This is a genomic window from Vibrio fujianensis (assembly GCF_002749895.1).
In the GTDB taxonomy this organism is placed as follows: Bacteria; Pseudomonadota; Gammaproteobacteria; order Enterobacterales; family Vibrionaceae; genus Vibrio; species Vibrio fujianensis.
Window position 1 is genome coordinate 337,189 of record NZ_NBUS01000043.1, and the last position, 16,132, is coordinate 353,320.

18 protein-coding genes are annotated in these 16,132 nt (G+C 43.7%); 17 read left to right on the forward strand and 1 reads right to left on the reverse strand.

Annotated elements, in window-relative coordinates; translation table 11 throughout:
• The coding region (gene secD / locus B7C60_RS19175; RefSeq protein WP_245869348.1) for a protein translocase subunit SecD at positions 1 to 970 on the forward strand (970 nt) is incomplete at its 5' end.
• Between the two features lie 14 nt (positions 971 to 984).
• A complete protein-coding gene (secF, locus tag B7C60_RS12320; protein WP_099611894.1) occupies positions 985 to 1,932 on the forward strand; it encodes a protein translocase subunit SecF in 948 nt (315 codons plus the stop codon).
• Positions 1,933 to 2,004: 72 nt separating this feature from the next.
• Here the strand turns inward: secF and suhB are convergent, their stop codons facing one another.
• Positions 2,005 to 2,808 carry an inositol-1-monophosphatase gene (gene suhB / locus B7C60_RS12325; protein ID WP_099611895.1) on the reverse strand — a complete coding sequence of 268 codons (804 nt, stop codon included), beginning with the start codon at positions 2,806 to 2,808 and terminating at the stop codon, positions 2,005 to 2,007.
• Positions 2,809 to 3,156: 348 nt separating this feature from the next.
• Between suhB and trmJ the strand changes: the two genes are divergently transcribed.
• The 15 genes from trmJ to B7C60_RS19180 all read left to right on the forward strand — a co-directional run.
• Positions 3,157 to 3,891 (forward strand): tRNA (cytosine(32)/uridine(32)-2'-O)-methyltransferase TrmJ, encoded by a 735-nt coding sequence (gene trmJ / locus B7C60_RS12330; protein ID WP_099611896.1) that lies wholly within the window; start codon positions 3,157 to 3,159, stop codon positions 3,889 to 3,891.
• Positions 3,892 to 4,010: 119 nt separating this feature from the next.
• Positions 4,011 to 4,532 carry a Fe-S cluster assembly transcriptional regulator IscR gene (gene iscR, locus B7C60_RS12335; RefSeq protein WP_099611897.1) on the forward strand — a complete coding sequence of 174 codons (522 nt, stop codon included), beginning with the start codon at positions 4,011 to 4,013 and terminating at the stop codon, positions 4,530 to 4,532.
• A gap of 27 nt (positions 4,533 to 4,559) precedes the next feature.
• Positions 4,560 to 5,774, forward strand: coding sequence for an IscS subfamily cysteine desulfurase (locus B7C60_RS12340; RefSeq protein ID WP_099611898.1), 1,215 nt, complete (start codon positions 4,560 to 4,562; stop codon positions 5,772 to 5,774).
• Positions 5,775 to 5,810: 36 nt separating this feature from the next.
• A complete protein-coding gene (iscU, locus tag B7C60_RS12345; RefSeq protein ID WP_099611899.1) occupies positions 5,811 to 6,191 on the forward strand; it encodes a Fe-S cluster assembly scaffold IscU in 381 nt (126 codons plus the stop codon).
• A gap of 64 nt (positions 6,192 to 6,255) precedes the next feature.
• Positions 6,256 to 6,579, forward strand: a complete 324-nt coding sequence (gene iscA / locus B7C60_RS12350; RefSeq protein WP_099611900.1) for an iron-sulfur cluster assembly protein IscA — start codon at positions 6,256 to 6,258, stop codon at positions 6,577 to 6,579.
• A 112-nt stretch (positions 6,580 to 6,691) separates the two neighbouring features.
• Positions 6,692 to 7,204: a co-chaperone HscB gene (hscB, locus tag B7C60_RS12355; RefSeq protein WP_099611901.1), complete on the forward strand. Its 513-nt coding sequence runs from the start codon at positions 6,692 to 6,694 to the stop codon at positions 7,202 to 7,204.
• Between the two features lie 21 nt (positions 7,205 to 7,225).
• Positions 7,226 to 9,079, forward strand: coding sequence for a Fe-S protein assembly chaperone HscA (gene hscA / locus B7C60_RS12360; protein WP_099611902.1), 1,854 nt, complete (start codon positions 7,226 to 7,228; stop codon positions 9,077 to 9,079).
• A gap of 10 nt (positions 9,080 to 9,089) precedes the next feature.
• Positions 9,090 to 9,428, forward strand: coding sequence for an ISC system 2Fe-2S type ferredoxin (gene fdx, locus B7C60_RS12365; protein WP_099611903.1), 339 nt, complete (start codon positions 9,090 to 9,092; stop codon positions 9,426 to 9,428).
• A 59-nt stretch (positions 9,429 to 9,487) separates the two neighbouring features.
• Complete coding sequence (gene iscX / locus B7C60_RS12370) at positions 9,488 to 9,682, forward strand: Fe-S cluster assembly protein IscX (RefSeq protein ID WP_099611904.1); 195 nt, start codon at positions 9,488 to 9,490, stop codon at positions 9,680 to 9,682.
• Positions 9,683 to 10,010: 328 nt separating this feature from the next.
• Positions 10,011 to 11,303 carry an aminopeptidase PepB gene (gene pepB, locus B7C60_RS12375; RefSeq protein ID WP_099611905.1) on the forward strand — a complete coding sequence of 431 codons (1,293 nt, stop codon included), beginning with the start codon at positions 10,011 to 10,013 and terminating at the stop codon, positions 11,301 to 11,303.
• A gap of 81 nt (positions 11,304 to 11,384) precedes the next feature.
• Complete coding sequence (gene ndk, locus B7C60_RS12380) at positions 11,385 to 11,819, forward strand: nucleoside-diphosphate kinase (protein WP_099611906.1); 435 nt, start codon at positions 11,385 to 11,387, stop codon at positions 11,817 to 11,819.
• 189 nt (positions 11,820 to 12,008) lie between these two features.
• The gene (gene rlmN / locus B7C60_RS12385; protein WP_099611907.1) at positions 12,009 to 13,130 is read left to right on the forward strand and encodes a dual-specificity RNA methyltransferase RlmN; all 1,122 of its coding nucleotides are present in this window, start codon (positions 12,009 to 12,011) and stop codon (positions 13,128 to 13,130) included.
• A 462-nt stretch (positions 13,131 to 13,592) separates the two neighbouring features.
• The gene (locus B7C60_RS12390) at positions 13,593 to 14,489 is read left to right on the forward strand and encodes a RodZ domain-containing protein (RefSeq protein ID WP_099611908.1); all 897 of its coding nucleotides are present in this window, start codon (positions 13,593 to 13,595) and stop codon (positions 14,487 to 14,489) included.
• Positions 14,490 to 14,497: 8 nt separating this feature from the next.
• Positions 14,498 to 15,622 carry a flavodoxin-dependent (E)-4-hydroxy-3-methylbut-2-enyl-diphosphate synthase gene (gene ispG / locus B7C60_RS12395; protein ID WP_099611909.1) on the forward strand — a complete coding sequence of 375 codons (1,125 nt, stop codon included), beginning with the start codon at positions 14,498 to 14,500 and terminating at the stop codon, positions 15,620 to 15,622.
• A gap of 25 nt (positions 15,623 to 15,647) precedes the next feature.
• Positions 15,648 to 16,132: histidine--tRNA ligase (locus B7C60_RS19180; RefSeq protein WP_245869352.1), on the forward strand; the 485-nt coding region annotated here is incomplete at its 3' end.

The window sequence follows — 16,132 nt, forward strand, 5'->3', positions numbered from 1 at the left end:
AGCAGCAGGGCGTGTGCCAGCTGGGAGCGAGGTGAAATTTGACCGAGATGGTCGCCCAGTCGTATTAAAAAGACGGGTAATTTTAGGTGGTTCAAGTATTACCGATGCGAGTTCTAGTAACGATGAATATGGTCGTCCTCAGGTGAATATTTCTCTTGATAGTGAAGGCGGTAGTAAAATGGCCGCATTTTCAAGAAATAATATTGGCAAGCTAATGGCGACCGTCTTTGCTGAATATAAAGACAGTGGCGAACGTCATGCCGATGGTAAAGTCATTCTTGAAAAACACGAAGAGGTGATTAACCAAGCGACGATTCAGTCGGCATTAGGTCGCAAGTTCCGAATTACCGGAATTGATTCTGTTTCAGAAGCGCATAACTTAGCGTTGCTACTGCGTGCTGGTGCCTTGATCGCACCGATTTCGATTGTCGAAGAACGAACGATTGGCCCTTCAATGGGGCAGCAAAACATTGATATGGGCATTCAAGCCTGTGTTTGGGGTTTGTTGGCGGTGATGATCTTTACCGCGCTTTACTATCGTAAATTTGGCTTAATTGCTAACGTGGCTTTGGTTTCAAACCTTGTGTTAATTATCGGTGTGATGTCGATGATTCCGGGCGCAACCATGACCTTACCGGGTATTGCGGGTATCGTTTTAACGGTCGGTATGGCGGTGGATGCAAACGTACTTATCTTCGAGCGTATTCGAGAAGAGCTACGGGAAGGTCGTAATCCTCAGCAAGCGATTCACCAAGGGTATGCGAATGCCTTTAGTACCATTGCGGATGCTAACATTACCACGCTAATCACAGCGATTATCTTGTTTGCTGTGGGTACTGGCGCGATTAAAGGTTTTGCGGTGACGCTGTCTATCGGTATTTTAACCTCCATGTTTACTGCAATTATTGGCACTCGTTGTATTGTCAATTTATTGTATGGCGGTAAACGTATCAACAAATTGTCGATCTAAGGCTAGGAATCATTATGTTTCAAATTCTTAAAGCAGAGAAAACGATCGACTTTATGCGTTGGTCGAAACTTACGTTTCTCTTATCATTACTAATGATTGGAGCCTCGATTTTTACCTTAGCGACGAAGGGATTAAATTGGGGGTTAGATTTCACGGGGGGGACTCTGATTGAGGTGGGTTTTGAGCAGCCCGCACATTTAGATCAAATTCGTGATGCACTAGAGGCGAAGGGGTTTGGCGATGCCACGGTGCAAAACTTTGGTTCAGCACGCGATGTCATGGTTCGTTTACGCCCACGGGAAGGTATTGCTGGCGAAACGCTGGGTAATCAAATCCTCAGTGCGATTGAAGAAGGTACTGGTGAGCATGTCGACATGCGACGTATTGAATTCGTTGGGCCGAATGTTGGCGATGAACTCGCAGAGGCGGGAGGATTGGCAATCCTCGCTTCATTGATCTGTATTTTGCTTTATGTCTCGATGCGTTTTGAGTGGCGTCTTGCGTCTGGTGCGGTACTTTCACTTGCTCACGATGTGATGATTACGCTCGGTATTTTCTCGTTCCTTCAAATCGAAATTGATCTGACCATTGTGGCGGCGTTGCTAACGGTCGTTGGTTATTCATTGAATGATACCATCGTTGTATTTGACCGGATTCGAGAAAACTTTCGCAAACTCCGTAAAGGTGAACCCGTAGAGGTTATTAATAACTCGATTACTCAGACGTTAAGTCGAACCTTAATTACCTCTGGGACGACCTTATTTGTTGTTATTGCTCTGTTTGTCCAAGGTGGGGCGAATATTCATGGTTTTGCGACGGCGTTGTTGCTCGGTATTACCGTGGGGACTTATTCCTCCATCTATGTTGCTTCTGCCTTATCCTTGAAGCTAGGGATTACGCGTGAACATCTTCTACCTCAGCAGGTAGAAAAAGAAGGTGCACAACTCGATGAGTTACCGTAATCGAGCATAACAGATAACGATAAAAAAACCGCTGACTTGTGCAGCGGTTTTTTGTTATAGCCTTCGGTGTCGTTATTTTAAAATCGCACTATTACCATTGTCTCGGATATGCTGAAGCAGAGCCTTCACGCCTCGTGGACTTGAGCCAACGATATTACCTGATTGCATGTAGTTAGTACCGCCTGCGAAATCAGTCAAAATTGCCCCCGCTTCACGAGCAATCAATTCGCCAGCGGCCATGTCCCATGGTTTTAATCCAAGCTCAAAATAGCCATCAACACGGTTTGAGGCTAGGTAGCAAAGATCCAATGCTGCAGAGCCTGTACGACGAAAATCAGCACACTCGACAAAGAGTGAAGAAACGATGTTGATATAAGATTCTGAATGTTGTTTTTGCTTAAATGGGAAACCGGTGGCGAGTACAGCACCTTGGAGATCTTTTAGCGGTTTAACGCGAATACGAGCATTATTTAATTGAGCACCAGAGCCACGTTGAGCAGTAAATAACTCATTTAACATCGGGTCATAAACACATGCCACTTCAGTTCTGCCTTTCATGCGTACCGCAATTGAAACAGCGAAATGTGGTAAACCTTTCACAAAGTTAGTGGTGCCATCCAGTGGGTCGATGATCCATTGTACGTCTTTATCTTTACCTTCGATAAGACCGCTTTCTTCTGCCACGATACAGTGTTCAGGATAAGAGCTTTGAATGGTGGCAATGATCATTGCTTCGGCTTCTTTGTCTACATTAGTAACAAAGTCATTGGTGCCTTTTTGAATGGATTCAATTTTGTCAGCATTTTCTAGAGATTTAGCAATATGATTGCCTGCTTTTCGCGCTGCGCGAATAGCAATATTTAGCATAGGATGCATACGAGTTTCCCAACGGATGTTAAAGAACGAAAAAGCGGAGCGGAGTATAGCAAAACTACGACAAAAAGGAAGTGGTTATTTTTTGCTCGACCAATGCATAAAGAGAGAAAGGGTCTGACCATTTTAGTCAAGTTTATGTTAGGCTATGGCGATTAAATCTAAGCGACTTGATGCCTTTTCTGCTGGTATGTGTTGCAGATGTGGCTGTTCTTCAATTATCGCGTTTATCGATGCTGATAAAAATCGCGTTATTCATCATCGAACAGTAACTTGAAGTGAGATGCATCACTAAATCAATTCGTGGATTAAAAAGTTGTTTAGGTATATTCAATAGGCTCTGTTCATCTTATGTTAGATAATGTAAAAGTCGTTTTAGTTGGAACTTCTCATTCTGGAAATATTGGTTCAGCTGCTAGAGCTATGAAAGTGATGGGATTGAGTCAACTGGTTTTGGTTGATCCGCAATGTGAAATTGATGCCCAAGCAATGGCTTTAGCGGCCGGAGCGAGTGATATAGCACTCAACGCAAAGGTGACCAAAACCTTGAGTGAAGCCGTCGAGGATTGTCCGTTAGTCGTGGGAAGTAGTGCACGTTCTCGAACCTTAGAATGGCCGATGCTCACACCTCGTCAGTGTGGTAAAAAATTTGCAATTGAAGGAAAAAACCACTCGGTTGCCGTCGTTTTTGGGCGTGAACGGACAGGGTTAACCAATGAAGAGCTGCAACGTTGCCATTATCATGTGTGTATCCCTGCCAACCCTGAATACAGCTCATTGAATTTAGCAATGGCCGTTCAAACGATATGCTATGAGATTCGCGTCGCTTATTTAACTCAACAGCAAACACAGTTTTCTCCGCCGAGTGAGGTGGATTACCCTCGACATAAAGAGCTGGAAATGTTTTATCAGCATTTAGAAACTGTGCTGTTAACAACCGATTTTATCTCTCTTCAACAACCGGGTCAGGTGATGAATAAGTTGCGACGTTTATTTAGTCGAGCGCGTCCTGAATCTCAAGAAATTAATATTTTAAGAGGAATTCTGACCGCAGTAGAAAAGTCGTTAATCGATAAGTCGCAATGATTATGACCACTAAATTGAAGGGGTTAAATACCTGACTAAATTGGTCAACTAAATACTTGACCAATTTAGTCAGGTATGAAAGAATGTATTCTACATAGTCAATGTGGATACAGTGTGATATGAGACTTACATCTAAAGGAAGATACGCGGTGACAGCCATGTTAGATGTGGCTCTACATTCGCAGCAAACCCCAGTACCATTAGCGGATATTTCTGAACGGCAAGGCATTTCGCTGTCGTATTTAGAGCAGCTATTTTCTAAATTGCGTAAAGCAGGCTTGGTTGCTAGTGTCCGAGGCCCTGGCGGCGGTTATCGATTAGGTGCTGATGCCGACACCATTTCAATTGGTATTGTAATTGCTGCGGTTGATGAGTCGGTTGATGCGACAAAATGTAGCGGTAGAGGTGATTGCCAAGGTGGCATGCGCTGTCTTACCCACACATTATGGCGTGATTTAAGCTCACGTATTAGTGACTTCTTAAATAACATCACTCTTGGTGAGTTAATGATGGATAATGAAGTCTTACAAATTTCCGACCGACAAGGTATGGACCTTTCGGTTAACCAAGGGTTCGGCCATAAAAATTCTAAATCTGTCACGATTGGTGCCGCCCCCCTTGGCCTTAACGTTCGCTCATAGCGGCAATGTTTTACACTGGAGTAGAAAATGAAACTGCCTATTTATTTAGACTATTCAGCAACATGCCCTGTAGATCCTCGGGTTGCTGAAAAGATGGTTCAGTACATGACGATGGATGGAACGTTTGGTAACCCAGCGTCGCGATCGCATCGTTATGGCTGGCAGGCAGAAGAGGCTGTCGATACGGCTCGTGAGCAAATCGCTGATCTATTGAATGCGGATCCGCGTGAAATTGTTTTTACGTCCGGTGCAACCGAATCTGATAATTTAGCGATTAAAGGTGCTGCGCATTTTTATGCAAAGCAAGGTAAGCATATTATTACATGTAAAACCGAGCATAAGGCAGTTCTTGATACCACTCGCCAATTGGAACGTGAAGGGTTTGAAGTTACTTACCTTGAGCCGGAAAGTAACGGCTTAATCGATATAAATAAATTAGCTGAAGCCATGCGTGATGACACAATTCTTGTGTCGATTATGCATGTTAATAATGAAATTGGCGTGATTCAAGATATTGCTGCCATTGGTGAGTTATGTCGCTCACGGAAAATCATTTTTCATGTCGACGCTGCTCAATCAGCAGGTAAAATTGCCATTGATGTTCAGGCGATGAAAGTTGATTTAATTTCATTATCAGCACATAAAATTTATGGCCCCAAAGGGATTGGCGCATTATATATTCGTCGCAAACCACGCATTCGACTTGAAGCGCAAATGCACGGTGGCGGTCATGAACGTGGTTTTCGTTCGGGAACCTTACCAACCCATCAAATCGTTGGTATGGGCGAAGCGTTCCGTATTGCCAAGCTAGAGATGAAGCAAGACTATGATCATGCAAAGACGCTTCGTGAACGGTTATTGAATGGTGTGAAAGAGATGGAAGCGGTAACCATTAATGGTGATCTCGACCAGCGAGTTCCTCATAACCTCAATATCAGTTTTGCCTTTGTCGAAGGTGAATCCTTGTTAATGGCATTAAAAGATCTAGCGGTATCTTCTGGTAGTGCGTGTACTTCTGCCAGCTTAGAACCTTCCTACGTCTTACGTGCCTTAGGTTTAGATGATGAATTAGCACACAGCTCTATTCGTTTCTCATTCGGTCGTTTTACGACAGAAGAAGAGATAGACTACGCGATCGAATTAATTCGTGTCGCGGTAAATAAACTACGCGACATGTCTCCTCTATGGGATATGTATAAAGAAGGAGTGGATTTAAACAGTGTTGAGTGGGCTCATCACTAATTATTCCACCAGTATAGAGGATGCGAGGTAACTATCATGGCATACAGCGAAAAAGTTATTGATCACTACGAGAATCCACGTAACGTTGGTTCTTTTGATAAAGAAGATCCATCCATCGGGAGCGGTATGGTTGGTGCCCCCGCCTGTGGTGATGTGATGCGACTGCAAATCAAAGTGTCTCCTGAAGGCATTATTGAAGATGCAAAATTTAAAACTTATGGATGCGGTAGTGCTATCGCATCGAGTTCCTTAGTCACTGAATGGGTCAAAGGGAAATCAATCGATGAAGCGGCATCGATTAAAAATGCCGAAATCGCAGAAGAGTTAGAACTACCACCGGTAAAAGTGCATTGTTCTATTTTAGCTGAAGATGCGATTAAAGCGGCCGTTGCCGATTATAAGAAAAAACACCAATAGTCATTTATTTAGGAGCAGAGTTTCTGCTCCTACTCTTTTATTCATTGACCAGCAAGGTTGTAGTATGGCCATAACGTTAACAGAAACCGCAGCAAATCGAGTTCAATCATTTCTAGATAGCCGAGGAAAAGGGCTCGGTTTACGCTTAGGAGTGAAAACGACAGGATGCTCAGGTATGGCGTATGTGCTCGAATTTGTTGATGAGCTAAACGAAGATGATCAAGTTTTCGAAGATCACGGAGTCAAAGTGATTATTGATGCGAAAAGTTTAGTCTATCTAGATGGCACTGAACTTGATTATAAAAAAGAAGGCTTGAATGAAGGCTTTGAATTCAATAATCCGAATGCAAAAAGTGAATGTGGTTGTGGGGAAAGCTTCAATGTTTAATGGCAGACACCGTTAGTTTGATCATCAATAAGTCATCAGATACTTTTTTAGGGCATAAGAGAAACGCCATCCATTGATCCAGCGTTAGCGACGGTAGAAGGACCAAAAACTAATGAATTATTTTGAACTATTTGGGCTACCAACTCAGTATCAACTGGATGGTAGCCTTCTTTCTTCTCAGTTCCGTGAGTTGCAAAAACGATTTCACCCAGATAATTTTGCAACCGCATCTGAGCGTGATCGTCTGATGGCGGTACAAAAAGCGACCGAAATTAACGATGCTTATCAAGTATTGAAAAATCCAATTGCTCGTGCTGAATATTTGCTAACGCAATATGACATAACCTTAGCCGGAGAACAGCAAACCTTGCAAGACGCCCACTTTTTGATGGAACAAATGGAACTAAGGGAAGAGCTGGAATTATTAGCACAAGCTCCCAATGAAGATGCACTATGGGCTTTTGAAACCCAAGTTACACAGTCTTATCAAGCGCATTTACAACAGGTCGAGCTTGAACTAAATAGCGAACAGTGGCAGCAGGCCGCTGATACTGTCCGTAAATTAAAATTTATTGCCAAATTAAAAACTGAAATAGAACGAGTCGAAGAAAAACTGCTCGGCTAATTCAAATAAAAGGACCGATCCATGGCATTACTTCAAATTGCAGAACCCGGTCAAAGTTCGGCCCCTCACCAACATAAATTGGCCGCGGGGATCGACTTGGGGACAACTAACTCTCTAGTCGCCTCTGTTCGAAGCGGCATTGCGACGCCTTTAGCCGATGAACAAGGCCGGAAGATTCTACCTTCGGTTGTGCATTACGCTCATGAACAGACGTTGGTTGGTGATGTTGCGCGTGAGCATGCAGAGCATGATCCTGCGCATACCATCATCTCGGTGAAACGTCTGATTGGTCGTTCGCTAAAAGATATCGAAACCCGTTATACCCAATTGCCTTATCACTTTAAATCGAGTGAACAAGGTTTACCTATGATTCAAACCCCACAAGGGGATAAAAATCCGATTCAAGTCTCTGCCGACATTTTGAAAAAGCTCGCTGAGCGAGCACAGAATCACTTAGGTGGTGAACTGGCAGGGGTAGTGATTACGGTTCCAGCATACTTTGATGATGCTCAGCGGGCAGGCACCAAAGACGCGGCCAATCTCGCTGGATTACACGTTTTACGCCTACTCAATGAGCCGACCGCTGCGGCAATCGCTTATGGGCTAGACTCTGGCCAAGAAGGCGTTATTGCCGTTTATGATTTAGGTGGTGGAACCTTTGATATTTCGATTTTACGCTTATCAAAAGGTGTGTTCGAAGTCTTAGCAACGGGGGGCGATTCCGCTTTAGGTGGTGATGATTTCGACCACCTTATTGCCGAATATTTGCAAACCGAAATTGGCTTATCCGCACCACTGAGTGCGGATAGACGCCGAGTGTTGCTCGATACCGCAACGCAAGCAAAAATCGCCTTAACTGAGCAAGATAAAACCAATATCGAAGTTTTCGGTTGGCAAGGAGAGCTAACGCGCAGCACGTTAAATGAGTTGATCCAACCACTGATCAAAAAAACGCTACTGTCGTGTCGTCGGGCATTGAAAGATGCTCAGGTCAGTGCGAAAGAGGTCTTGCAAGTGGTCATGGTTGGTGGATCAACCCGTACACCATTAGTTCGAGAATTAGTGGGGGAATTTTTTGGTCGCCCCCCTCTTACCGAGATTAACCCGGATGAAGTGGTCTCGATTGGCGCTGCGATTCAAGCTGACATATTAGTCGGTAATAAACCCGATGCAGAAATGTTGCTATTGGATGTTATTCCCCTCTCATTAGGCATTGAAACCATGGGGGGATTGGTGGAAAAAATCATTCCACGGAATACCACCATTCCGGTTGCTCGCGCCCAAGAATTTACCACATTTAAGGATGGACAAACGGCCATGAGCGTCCATATCGTGCAAGGAGAGCGTGAGTTGGTGGATGACTGTCGGTCACTCGCTCGATTTTCATTAAAAGGCATTCCCCCAATGACTGCTGGTGCGGCTCACATTCGAGTGACCTACCAAGTGGATGCGGACGGCTTACTCTCTGTCACCGCTATGGAAAAAAGCACAGGGGTTCAAGCTGAAATACAAGTTAAGCCTTCCTACGGCTTAAGCGATACCGAAGTGGCTGAAATGCTAAAAGAGTCGATGGCTTATGCTAAAGAAGACATGCAAACCCGGGCTCTGGTTGAACAAAAAGTTGAAGCGGATCGGGTGATTGAGGGCTTAATTGCCGCGATGCAAGCCGATGGTGACGAGCTATTGACAGCTCAAGAGCGTGAAACATTACTTGTCGCCATAGAATCGCTCATTGAACTTCGCAATGGCGACGACGCTGATGCCATTGAGCAAGGGATTAAAGAGACGGATAAAGTGAGCCAAGCGTTTGCTTCCCGTCGTATGGATAAATCCATTCGAGCGGCATTAGCTGGCCACTCTGTTGACGAAATTTGAGAGAAAAAATATGCCGAAAATTATCGTATTGCCTCATGATACTTTATGCCCCGATGGTGCGGTTTTGGATGCCAATCGTGGTGAAAGTGTGCTTGATGTAGCCTTAAAAAATGGTATTCATATTGAACATGCTTGTGAGAAATCTTGTGCTTGTACTACCTGTCATGTCGTTATCCGTGAAGGGTTTGATTCTTTAGATGAGAGTGACGAGCTTGAAGATGATATGTTAGATAAAGCTTGGGGGTTAGAGCCCGAATCTCGTTTGAGTTGCCAAGCAAAAGTGGCTGATGAAGATTTAGTGATCGAAATTCCCAAATATTCACTGAATCACGCGAAAGAAGATCATTAATTTATGCTCATTCCCTCATTTTTTATCTAAAGGGGATGAATTACACTAGGGAGCTTGTTATGAAATGGACAGACTCACGGGACATTGCCATTGAACTTTGTGAACAATATCCTGATGTCGAACCTCAAAATGTACGCTTTACTGATCTACACCAATGGATTTTAGATTTGGATGATTTTAATGATGATCCTGATCGTTCAAATGAAAAAATTCTTGAAGCTATTATCCTGTGTTGGATGGATGAGCGAGATTAAAATCCACGCTCAAATTTGAGTCGAGTGAGTATGCTAAAAAGCGGGCCTGATGGTCCGTTTTTTTATCAAGTAACCACTTTTTACAGAAAAAGTACCTTTAAAAGTGAATCATTTGGTATGGTCGAGAATATCGTCCAGTGATTGGCTAAAGCGATCATATCGCCAAACGACTTGGAGCGGCAGGTTCTCGGCCAGTGAGTTTATCCCTATCAGCATAGACCGACTATATGATTGGATAAACAAACCCAGCCCACATCACTGCATCTGCAAGTCAAAATGGTATAAAGAGTATTTGGAATAACATCATATAAAAAGACAAGGAGAAACCATGTCTACACCAATGTCGGTACGAATTAGTTTAGAACCAGCCCTGCCTCAGTGGGGAGAAAAAGCACTGATTTCATTTTCCGAACAAGCTGCTGTCATCCATCTTACGACAGCCAATGATATTGACAGCATTCAACGTGCGGCGCGTAAATTTGATAATCAAGGATTACGCCATCTATCTTTACAAGGCAATGAGTGGACGCTTGAAACCATTTGGGCATTCTATCAAGGCTATCGTGATGCGAAGAAGAAGAATGTACTGGAATGGAGCGAGCTAGAAAAAACCGCACAAACAGAGTTGCAAGCTCGTATTAAAGTTGCCGATTGGACACGAGACATCATCAATAAAAGCGCAGAAGAGGTCGCCCCGCGTCAACTGGCGACCATGGCCGCAGAATTTATCAAATCATTAGCGCCAGAGCAGGTTTCTTATCGTATCGTTAAAGATAAAGATCTATTAACGGAAGGCTGGGAAGGTATTTTTGCAGTAGGCCGAGGCTCAGAACGCACCTCTGCAATGTTACAATTAGATTTTAACCCGACAGGTGATGAGAATGCGCCAGTTTTCGCTTGTCTCGTCGGGAAGGGAATTACATTTGATTCAGGTGGTTACAGTTTAAAACCATCGAATTTTATGTCTGCCATGAAATCAGATATGGGGGGAGCGGCGACCATCACAGGGGCTCTTGGGCTGGCGATGATGCGAGGCGTAAATAAAAGAATTAAGCTGATTTTATGCTGTGCTGAAAATATGGTTTCTGGACGAGCGCTGAAATTAGGTGATGTGATTACTTATAAAAATGGTAAAACGGTAGAAATCATGAATACCGATGCCGAAGGACGCTTGGTTTTGGCTGATGGGCTTATTTATGCCTCAGAACAAAAACCTACGCTCATTATTGATTGTGCGACGCTGACCGGAGCGGCGAAAAATGCGTTAGGTAATGATTACCATGCCATGCTTAGCTTTGATGAGTCATTAGCGCATCAAGCTCTTAATGCCGCTAAAGAAGAGCACGAAGGCTTATGGCCTTTGCCTTTAGCTGAATTTCACCGTGATATGCTACCGTCTAATTTCGCCGATTTATCTAACATCTCATCGGGCGATTACTCACCAGGAGCGAGTACCGCAGCGGCATTCTTATCTTATTTTGTTGATAATTATCAACAAGGATGGTTGCATTTTGACTGTGCTGGAACTTATCGTAAATCGGCGAGTGACAAATGGCCCGCTGGAGCAACCGCGATGGGAGTTAAAACGCTTGCACGGCTACTAGTAGAACAGGCGAAATAATTTTTCATCTTCCTATCACAAAGGAAATAGAAGCCTATTAAGTTAGGCTTCTTATAACGATAAGAACTAGAAGGATATTCAATGGCTCTTGAAAAAACATTTTCTATTATTAAACCGGATGCAGTAAAGCGTAACTTAATTGGTGAAATTTATCACCGTATTGAGCAAGCAGGGCTACGGATCATTGCTGCTAAAATGGTGCACTTAACCGAACAGCAAGCGAGTGGTTTTTATGCTGAGCATGAGGGCAAACCCTTTTTTGATGAATTGAAAAAATTCATGACATCTGGCCCGATCATGGTTCAGGTACTTGAGGGAGAAAATGCGATTTCTCGCTATCGAGATTTAATGGGAACTACCAACCCAGAAGAGGCTGCTTGTGGTACGTTACGAGCTGATTATGCCTTGAGTATGCGTTATAACTCGGTGCATGGCAGTGATAGCCCAGAGTCAGCGGCGCGTGAAATCGAGTTTTTCTTTCCTGAAAGTGAAATTTGCTTACGATTAGATTCTTGATTTTTTAATCGTTTTATTTAAAGGCCCTCGGTGTAATCGGGCCTTTTGTGTGTATCAGGTTTAGTCAACAGGCCCTAGGGATAACGTGTCAAACACCTACTTATGGCAAGGTTTTTCGGCTCTTGTCGCGACTGCATAAAGGCTGTACAATTCGCGCCCTTAATTCTTGTTCCATCTCTGAGAGGCCACATGACCATGCAAAAAGTCAATCTACTCGATTTTGATCGTAAAGGCTTACGTACCTATTTTGCTGAAGAGTTAGGTGAAAAAGCTTTTCGTGCCGATCAAGTCATGAAGTGGATCTATCACTTTGGTTGTGATGACTTTGAAAAAATGACCAATATCAACAAGACATTACGCGAGAAATTACAAGCAAATTGCGAAATTAAAGCCCCTTATGTCTCTCAGGCTCAGCACTCTAATGATGGAACGATAAAATGGGCGATGCGTGTTGGAGATCAAGATGTTGAAACCGTCTATATCCCAGAGGAAGACCGTGCCACCTTGTGTGTCTCTTCTCAAGTTGGCTGTGCATTAGAATGTAAATTCTGTTCAACGGCTCAGCAAGGTTTTAACCGAAATCTACGTGTATCTGAAATTATTGGCCAAGTTTGGCGGGCTGCGCGTGAAATCGGTTTAGAAAAAGAAACAGGCCGACGTCCTATTACCAATGTGGTGATGATGGGGATGGGGGAACCGCTGTTGAACATGAAAAACCTGATTCCAGCGTTAGAAATTATGTTAGACGATCTAGGCTTTGGGTTATCAAAACGCCGTGTCACCGTCTCGACCTCTGGTGTGGTGTCTGGACTCGATCAAATGACGGGACAAATTGACGTCGCCTTAGCGATTTCTTTACATGCTCCCAATGATCAATTGCGTAGCGACATTATGCCGATCAATGATCGGTGGAATATCCAAGATTTCTTGGCATCAGTTCGTCGTTATATTGCTTCATCCAATGCTAACCGTGGCAAAGTAACGGTAGAGTATGTCTTGCTTGATCATGTTAATGACGGCACCGAGCACGCGCATGAGCTGGCTCAATTAATGAAAGATACGCCTTGTAAGATCAACTTAATCCCGTTTAACCCTTATCCTGGTTCGCCTTATAAAAAACCAAGCAATTCAAGGATTGATCGTTTCCAAAAAACGCTGATGCAATATGAACATACGGTAACAGTCCGTAAAACGCGAGGCGATGATATTGATGCTGCATGTGGACAATTAGTGGGAGAGGTTATCGACCGAACTAAGCGGACAAAATTGAAGGCACAGGCAGAGCAAATGATTCCAGTCAAAGCAATTTAATCTATGAGATAAGGCAGATTCAGTTCTGCCTTATCGGGAATACCGATGTCCCAATAAGTCCAATGATCATCCTCTTATTTTAACATTGACCCTGTTTGGGGCGTGTTTTTGTTACGTTTTCATGTCAATTTAACGAAAAATATTGACCTAGCTGTAATTTCTTTCCCAAATCAATGTTGTTTAGCGCTTAATATCCATTAGAATGATTTCTAACACTGCGTTCGAGTTTAATATCGAATAGAATATACGTGATATCCCAATCGCTTGGGGATTAGGACAACGCTTATTCGCCCTATTGATTAAAATATGGCGAGCTATTTAGCAAAGTCATTGCTTGCAAGTGAAAAAGGATCATTAAATTTTCCCTGTTCAAGTTACGCTTGCTTTACGCAACGAACAATCAATATAAAAACAAGCCAAAGCACGTGACGTGAACAAGAACATAAGAGATTAGTACTGCGGATGAACACAGAACAAGACAACAGCATCGACAATAAGCCATTAATACAACCGGGAACTTTACTGAAACAAAAGCGTGAGTCATTAGGGCTTAGCCAAAAGCAGATCGCTGATCGTTTGCGTTTGCGGGTCGCTATTATTCGCAATATCGAAGAGAATCAGTTTGATTCTGATTTAGTCTCGACCTTTATTCGTGGTTATCTGCGTTCTTATGCGAGAGCCGTGGGTGTTAATGAACACGATATTATGGATGCTTATGAAGCCAATTGTGCAACCGAGCCTCAAGAACAAAAAATGCAGAGTTTTTCTCGCAAGACCAAGCGCGCTAAACACGATAATCGCATTATGACCATTACTTGGATTATTGTTTTGGTGATTATTGGTATGTCTTCACTCTGGTGGTGGCAAAATAATCAGCAAGACAGCTTGTTACCAGCCAATAATCTCCCTATCAACTCAAATGAAATCGATACTGCACCACCAGTGGTTGAGGCGAGTTCTGAATTTGCTACGGTAAGCGAATTAACTCAAGCGCAAGAGCAAGAGGCATCAACGAGTGATATTGAAGCAATTGAGCCTGTTGAACCCATTGCTTCCATTGAGGATGACGCTGAAGCTCAAGTTATTGCTGATCAAACGATAACCGCTGTAGAAACGGTGCCCAATAATCTGCTTACAATGCATTTTTCTGCAGATTGTTGGATTCAAGTTAAAGATGCTACGGGGAAAACGTTATCGACCGGAATAAAAAAAGCCGGTCAAACCGTCAATTTACAGGGAGAAACACCCCTACAAGTTATTCTTGGTGCGCCTGAGGGCGTTTCCGTTACATTTGCGAGTGAACCTATCGACCTTTCTGGGTATACTTCAGGTAAAGTAGCTAGATTCACCTTACCTTAGACAATATTATGCAATACGAGTCTCCTATCAAACGTCGCCCATCGACACGTATTTATGTGGGTGATGTACCTATTGGCGATGGTGCCCCCATCGCCGTACAATCCATGACTAACACCAGAACAACCGATGTAGCAGCCACGGTTGCTCAGATCAAAGCGTTGGAAAAAGTAGGCGCTGATATCGTACGGGTATCGGTTCCGACAATGGATGCCGCAGAAGCATTTAGGCTGATTAAACAGCAAGTTTCGGTTCCTTTAGTGGCTGACATTCATTTCGATTACCGTATTGCGCTAAAAGTCGCAGAGTACGGTGTCGACTGCTTGCGAATTAATCCTGGTAACATTGGCAACGAGGATCGGATTCGTTCGGTGGTTGATTGTGCCCGTGATAAAGGCATCCCAATTCGCATTGGCGTAAATGGTGGATCGCTAGAAAAAGAGATCCAGATGAAATATGGCGAGCCAACTCCTGAAGCTCTCGTCGAGTCGGCAATGCGCCATGTGGATATTCTTGATCGGCTAAACTTCGATCAATTCAAAGTTAGTGTAAAGGCCTCGGATGTTTTTCTCGCTGTTGATTCCTATCGATTACTCGCGACCAAAATTGACCAGCCGCTGCATTTAGGCATTACGGAAGCCGGTGGTGCTCGTGCCGGTTCAGTCAAGTCGGCGGTTGGCTTAGGTATGTTACTCGCGGAGGGGATTGGTGACACGCTACGTATTTCTTTAGCGGCTAATCCAGTTGAAGAGATCAAAGTGGGGTTTGATATTCTTAAATCTTTACGTATCCGCTCTCGAGGGATTAACTTCATCGCTTGTCCTAGCTGTTCTCGTCAAGAGTTTGATGTGATTGGCACCGTCAATGCACTTGAACAGCGATTAGAAGATGTTTTAACTCCGATGGATGTTTCCATTATTGGCTGTGTAGTCAATGGCCCCGGAGAAGCAGAAGTTTCTCATTTAGGGCTTGCGGGTAGTAATAAAAAAAGTGCCTTTTATGAAGATGGCGTGCGTCAAAAAGAGCGTTTTGATAATGATGATCTCGTTGCTCAACTTGAAGCCAAAATTCGCGCCAAAGCCGCTCAATTAGATGCAAACAATCGCATCGATATTCAGCAACTCGAACAAGATTAATCTCAACGATATTACGGTAAGTACAGTGGCAAAGACTATTCAAGCAATTCGAGGTATGAACGACTGCCTCCCAACTCAGTCTCCGCTTTGGCAAAAAGTGGAAGGCGTAGTAAAAAACGTGATCAGCGCATACGGCTACAGTGAAGTGCGTATGCCGATCGTTGAGATGACTCATCTATTTAGCCGTGCGATTGGCGAAGTGACCGATGTGGTTGAAAAAGAGATGTACACTTTTGAAGATCGCAATGGGGATAGCTTAACGCTGCGTCCAGAGGGAACGGCTGGTTGTGTTCGTTCTGGGATTGAAAATGGCCTACTGTATAACCAAGAACAACGCTTATGGTACATGGGGCCAATGTTCCGTCACGAGCGGCCACAAAAGGGTCGTTATCGTCAATTTCATCAATGCGGTGTGGAAGTCTTTGGTATTGATGGGCCAGATGTCGATGCGGAACTGATCATGATGACTGCACGTTTATGGCGTGAACTCGGTATTGCTAATCATGTTCG

Excerpts from the sequence above, each read along its gene's own strand:
- secF (WP_099611894.1), top strand. The coding sequence starts at position 985 with ATGTTTCAAATTCTTAAAGCAGAGAAAACGATCGACTTTATGCGTTGG.
- suhB (WP_099611895.1), bottom strand. The coding sequence starts at position 2,808 with ATGCATCCTATGCTAAATATTGCTATTCGCGCAGCGCGAAAAGCAGGC.
- trmJ (WP_099611896.1), top strand. The coding sequence starts at position 3,157 with ATGTTAGATAATGTAAAAGTCGTTTTAGTTGGAACTTCTCATTCTGGA.
- iscR (WP_099611897.1), top strand. The coding sequence starts at position 4,011 with ATGAGACTTACATCTAAAGGAAGATACGCGGTGACAGCCATGTTAGAT.
- B7C60_RS12340 (WP_099611898.1), top strand. The coding sequence starts at position 4,560 with ATGAAACTGCCTATTTATTTAGACTATTCAGCAACATGCCCTGTAGAT.
- iscU (WP_099611899.1), top strand. The coding sequence starts at position 5,811 with ATGGCATACAGCGAAAAAGTTATTGATCACTACGAGAATCCACGTAAC.
- iscA (WP_099611900.1), top strand. The coding sequence starts at position 6,256 with ATGGCCATAACGTTAACAGAAACCGCAGCAAATCGAGTTCAATCATTT.
- hscB (WP_099611901.1), top strand. The coding sequence starts at position 6,692 with ATGAATTATTTTGAACTATTTGGGCTACCAACTCAGTATCAACTGGAT.
- hscA (WP_099611902.1), top strand. The coding sequence starts at position 7,226 with ATGGCATTACTTCAAATTGCAGAACCCGGTCAAAGTTCGGCCCCTCAC.
- fdx (WP_099611903.1), top strand. The coding sequence starts at position 9,090 with ATGCCGAAAATTATCGTATTGCCTCATGATACTTTATGCCCCGATGGT.
- iscX (WP_099611904.1), top strand. The coding sequence starts at position 9,488 with ATGAAATGGACAGACTCACGGGACATTGCCATTGAACTTTGTGAACAA.
- pepB (WP_099611905.1), top strand. The coding sequence starts at position 10,011 with ATGTCTACACCAATGTCGGTACGAATTAGTTTAGAACCAGCCCTGCCT.
- ndk (WP_099611906.1), top strand. The coding sequence starts at position 11,385 with ATGGCTCTTGAAAAAACATTTTCTATTATTAAACCGGATGCAGTAAAG.
- rlmN (WP_099611907.1), top strand. The coding sequence starts at position 12,009 with ATGACCATGCAAAAAGTCAATCTACTCGATTTTGATCGTAAAGGCTTA.
- B7C60_RS12390 (WP_099611908.1), top strand. The coding sequence starts at position 13,593 with ATGAACACAGAACAAGACAACAGCATCGACAATAAGCCATTAATACAA.
- ispG (WP_099611909.1), top strand. The coding sequence starts at position 14,498 with ATGCAATACGAGTCTCCTATCAAACGTCGCCCATCGACACGTATTTAT.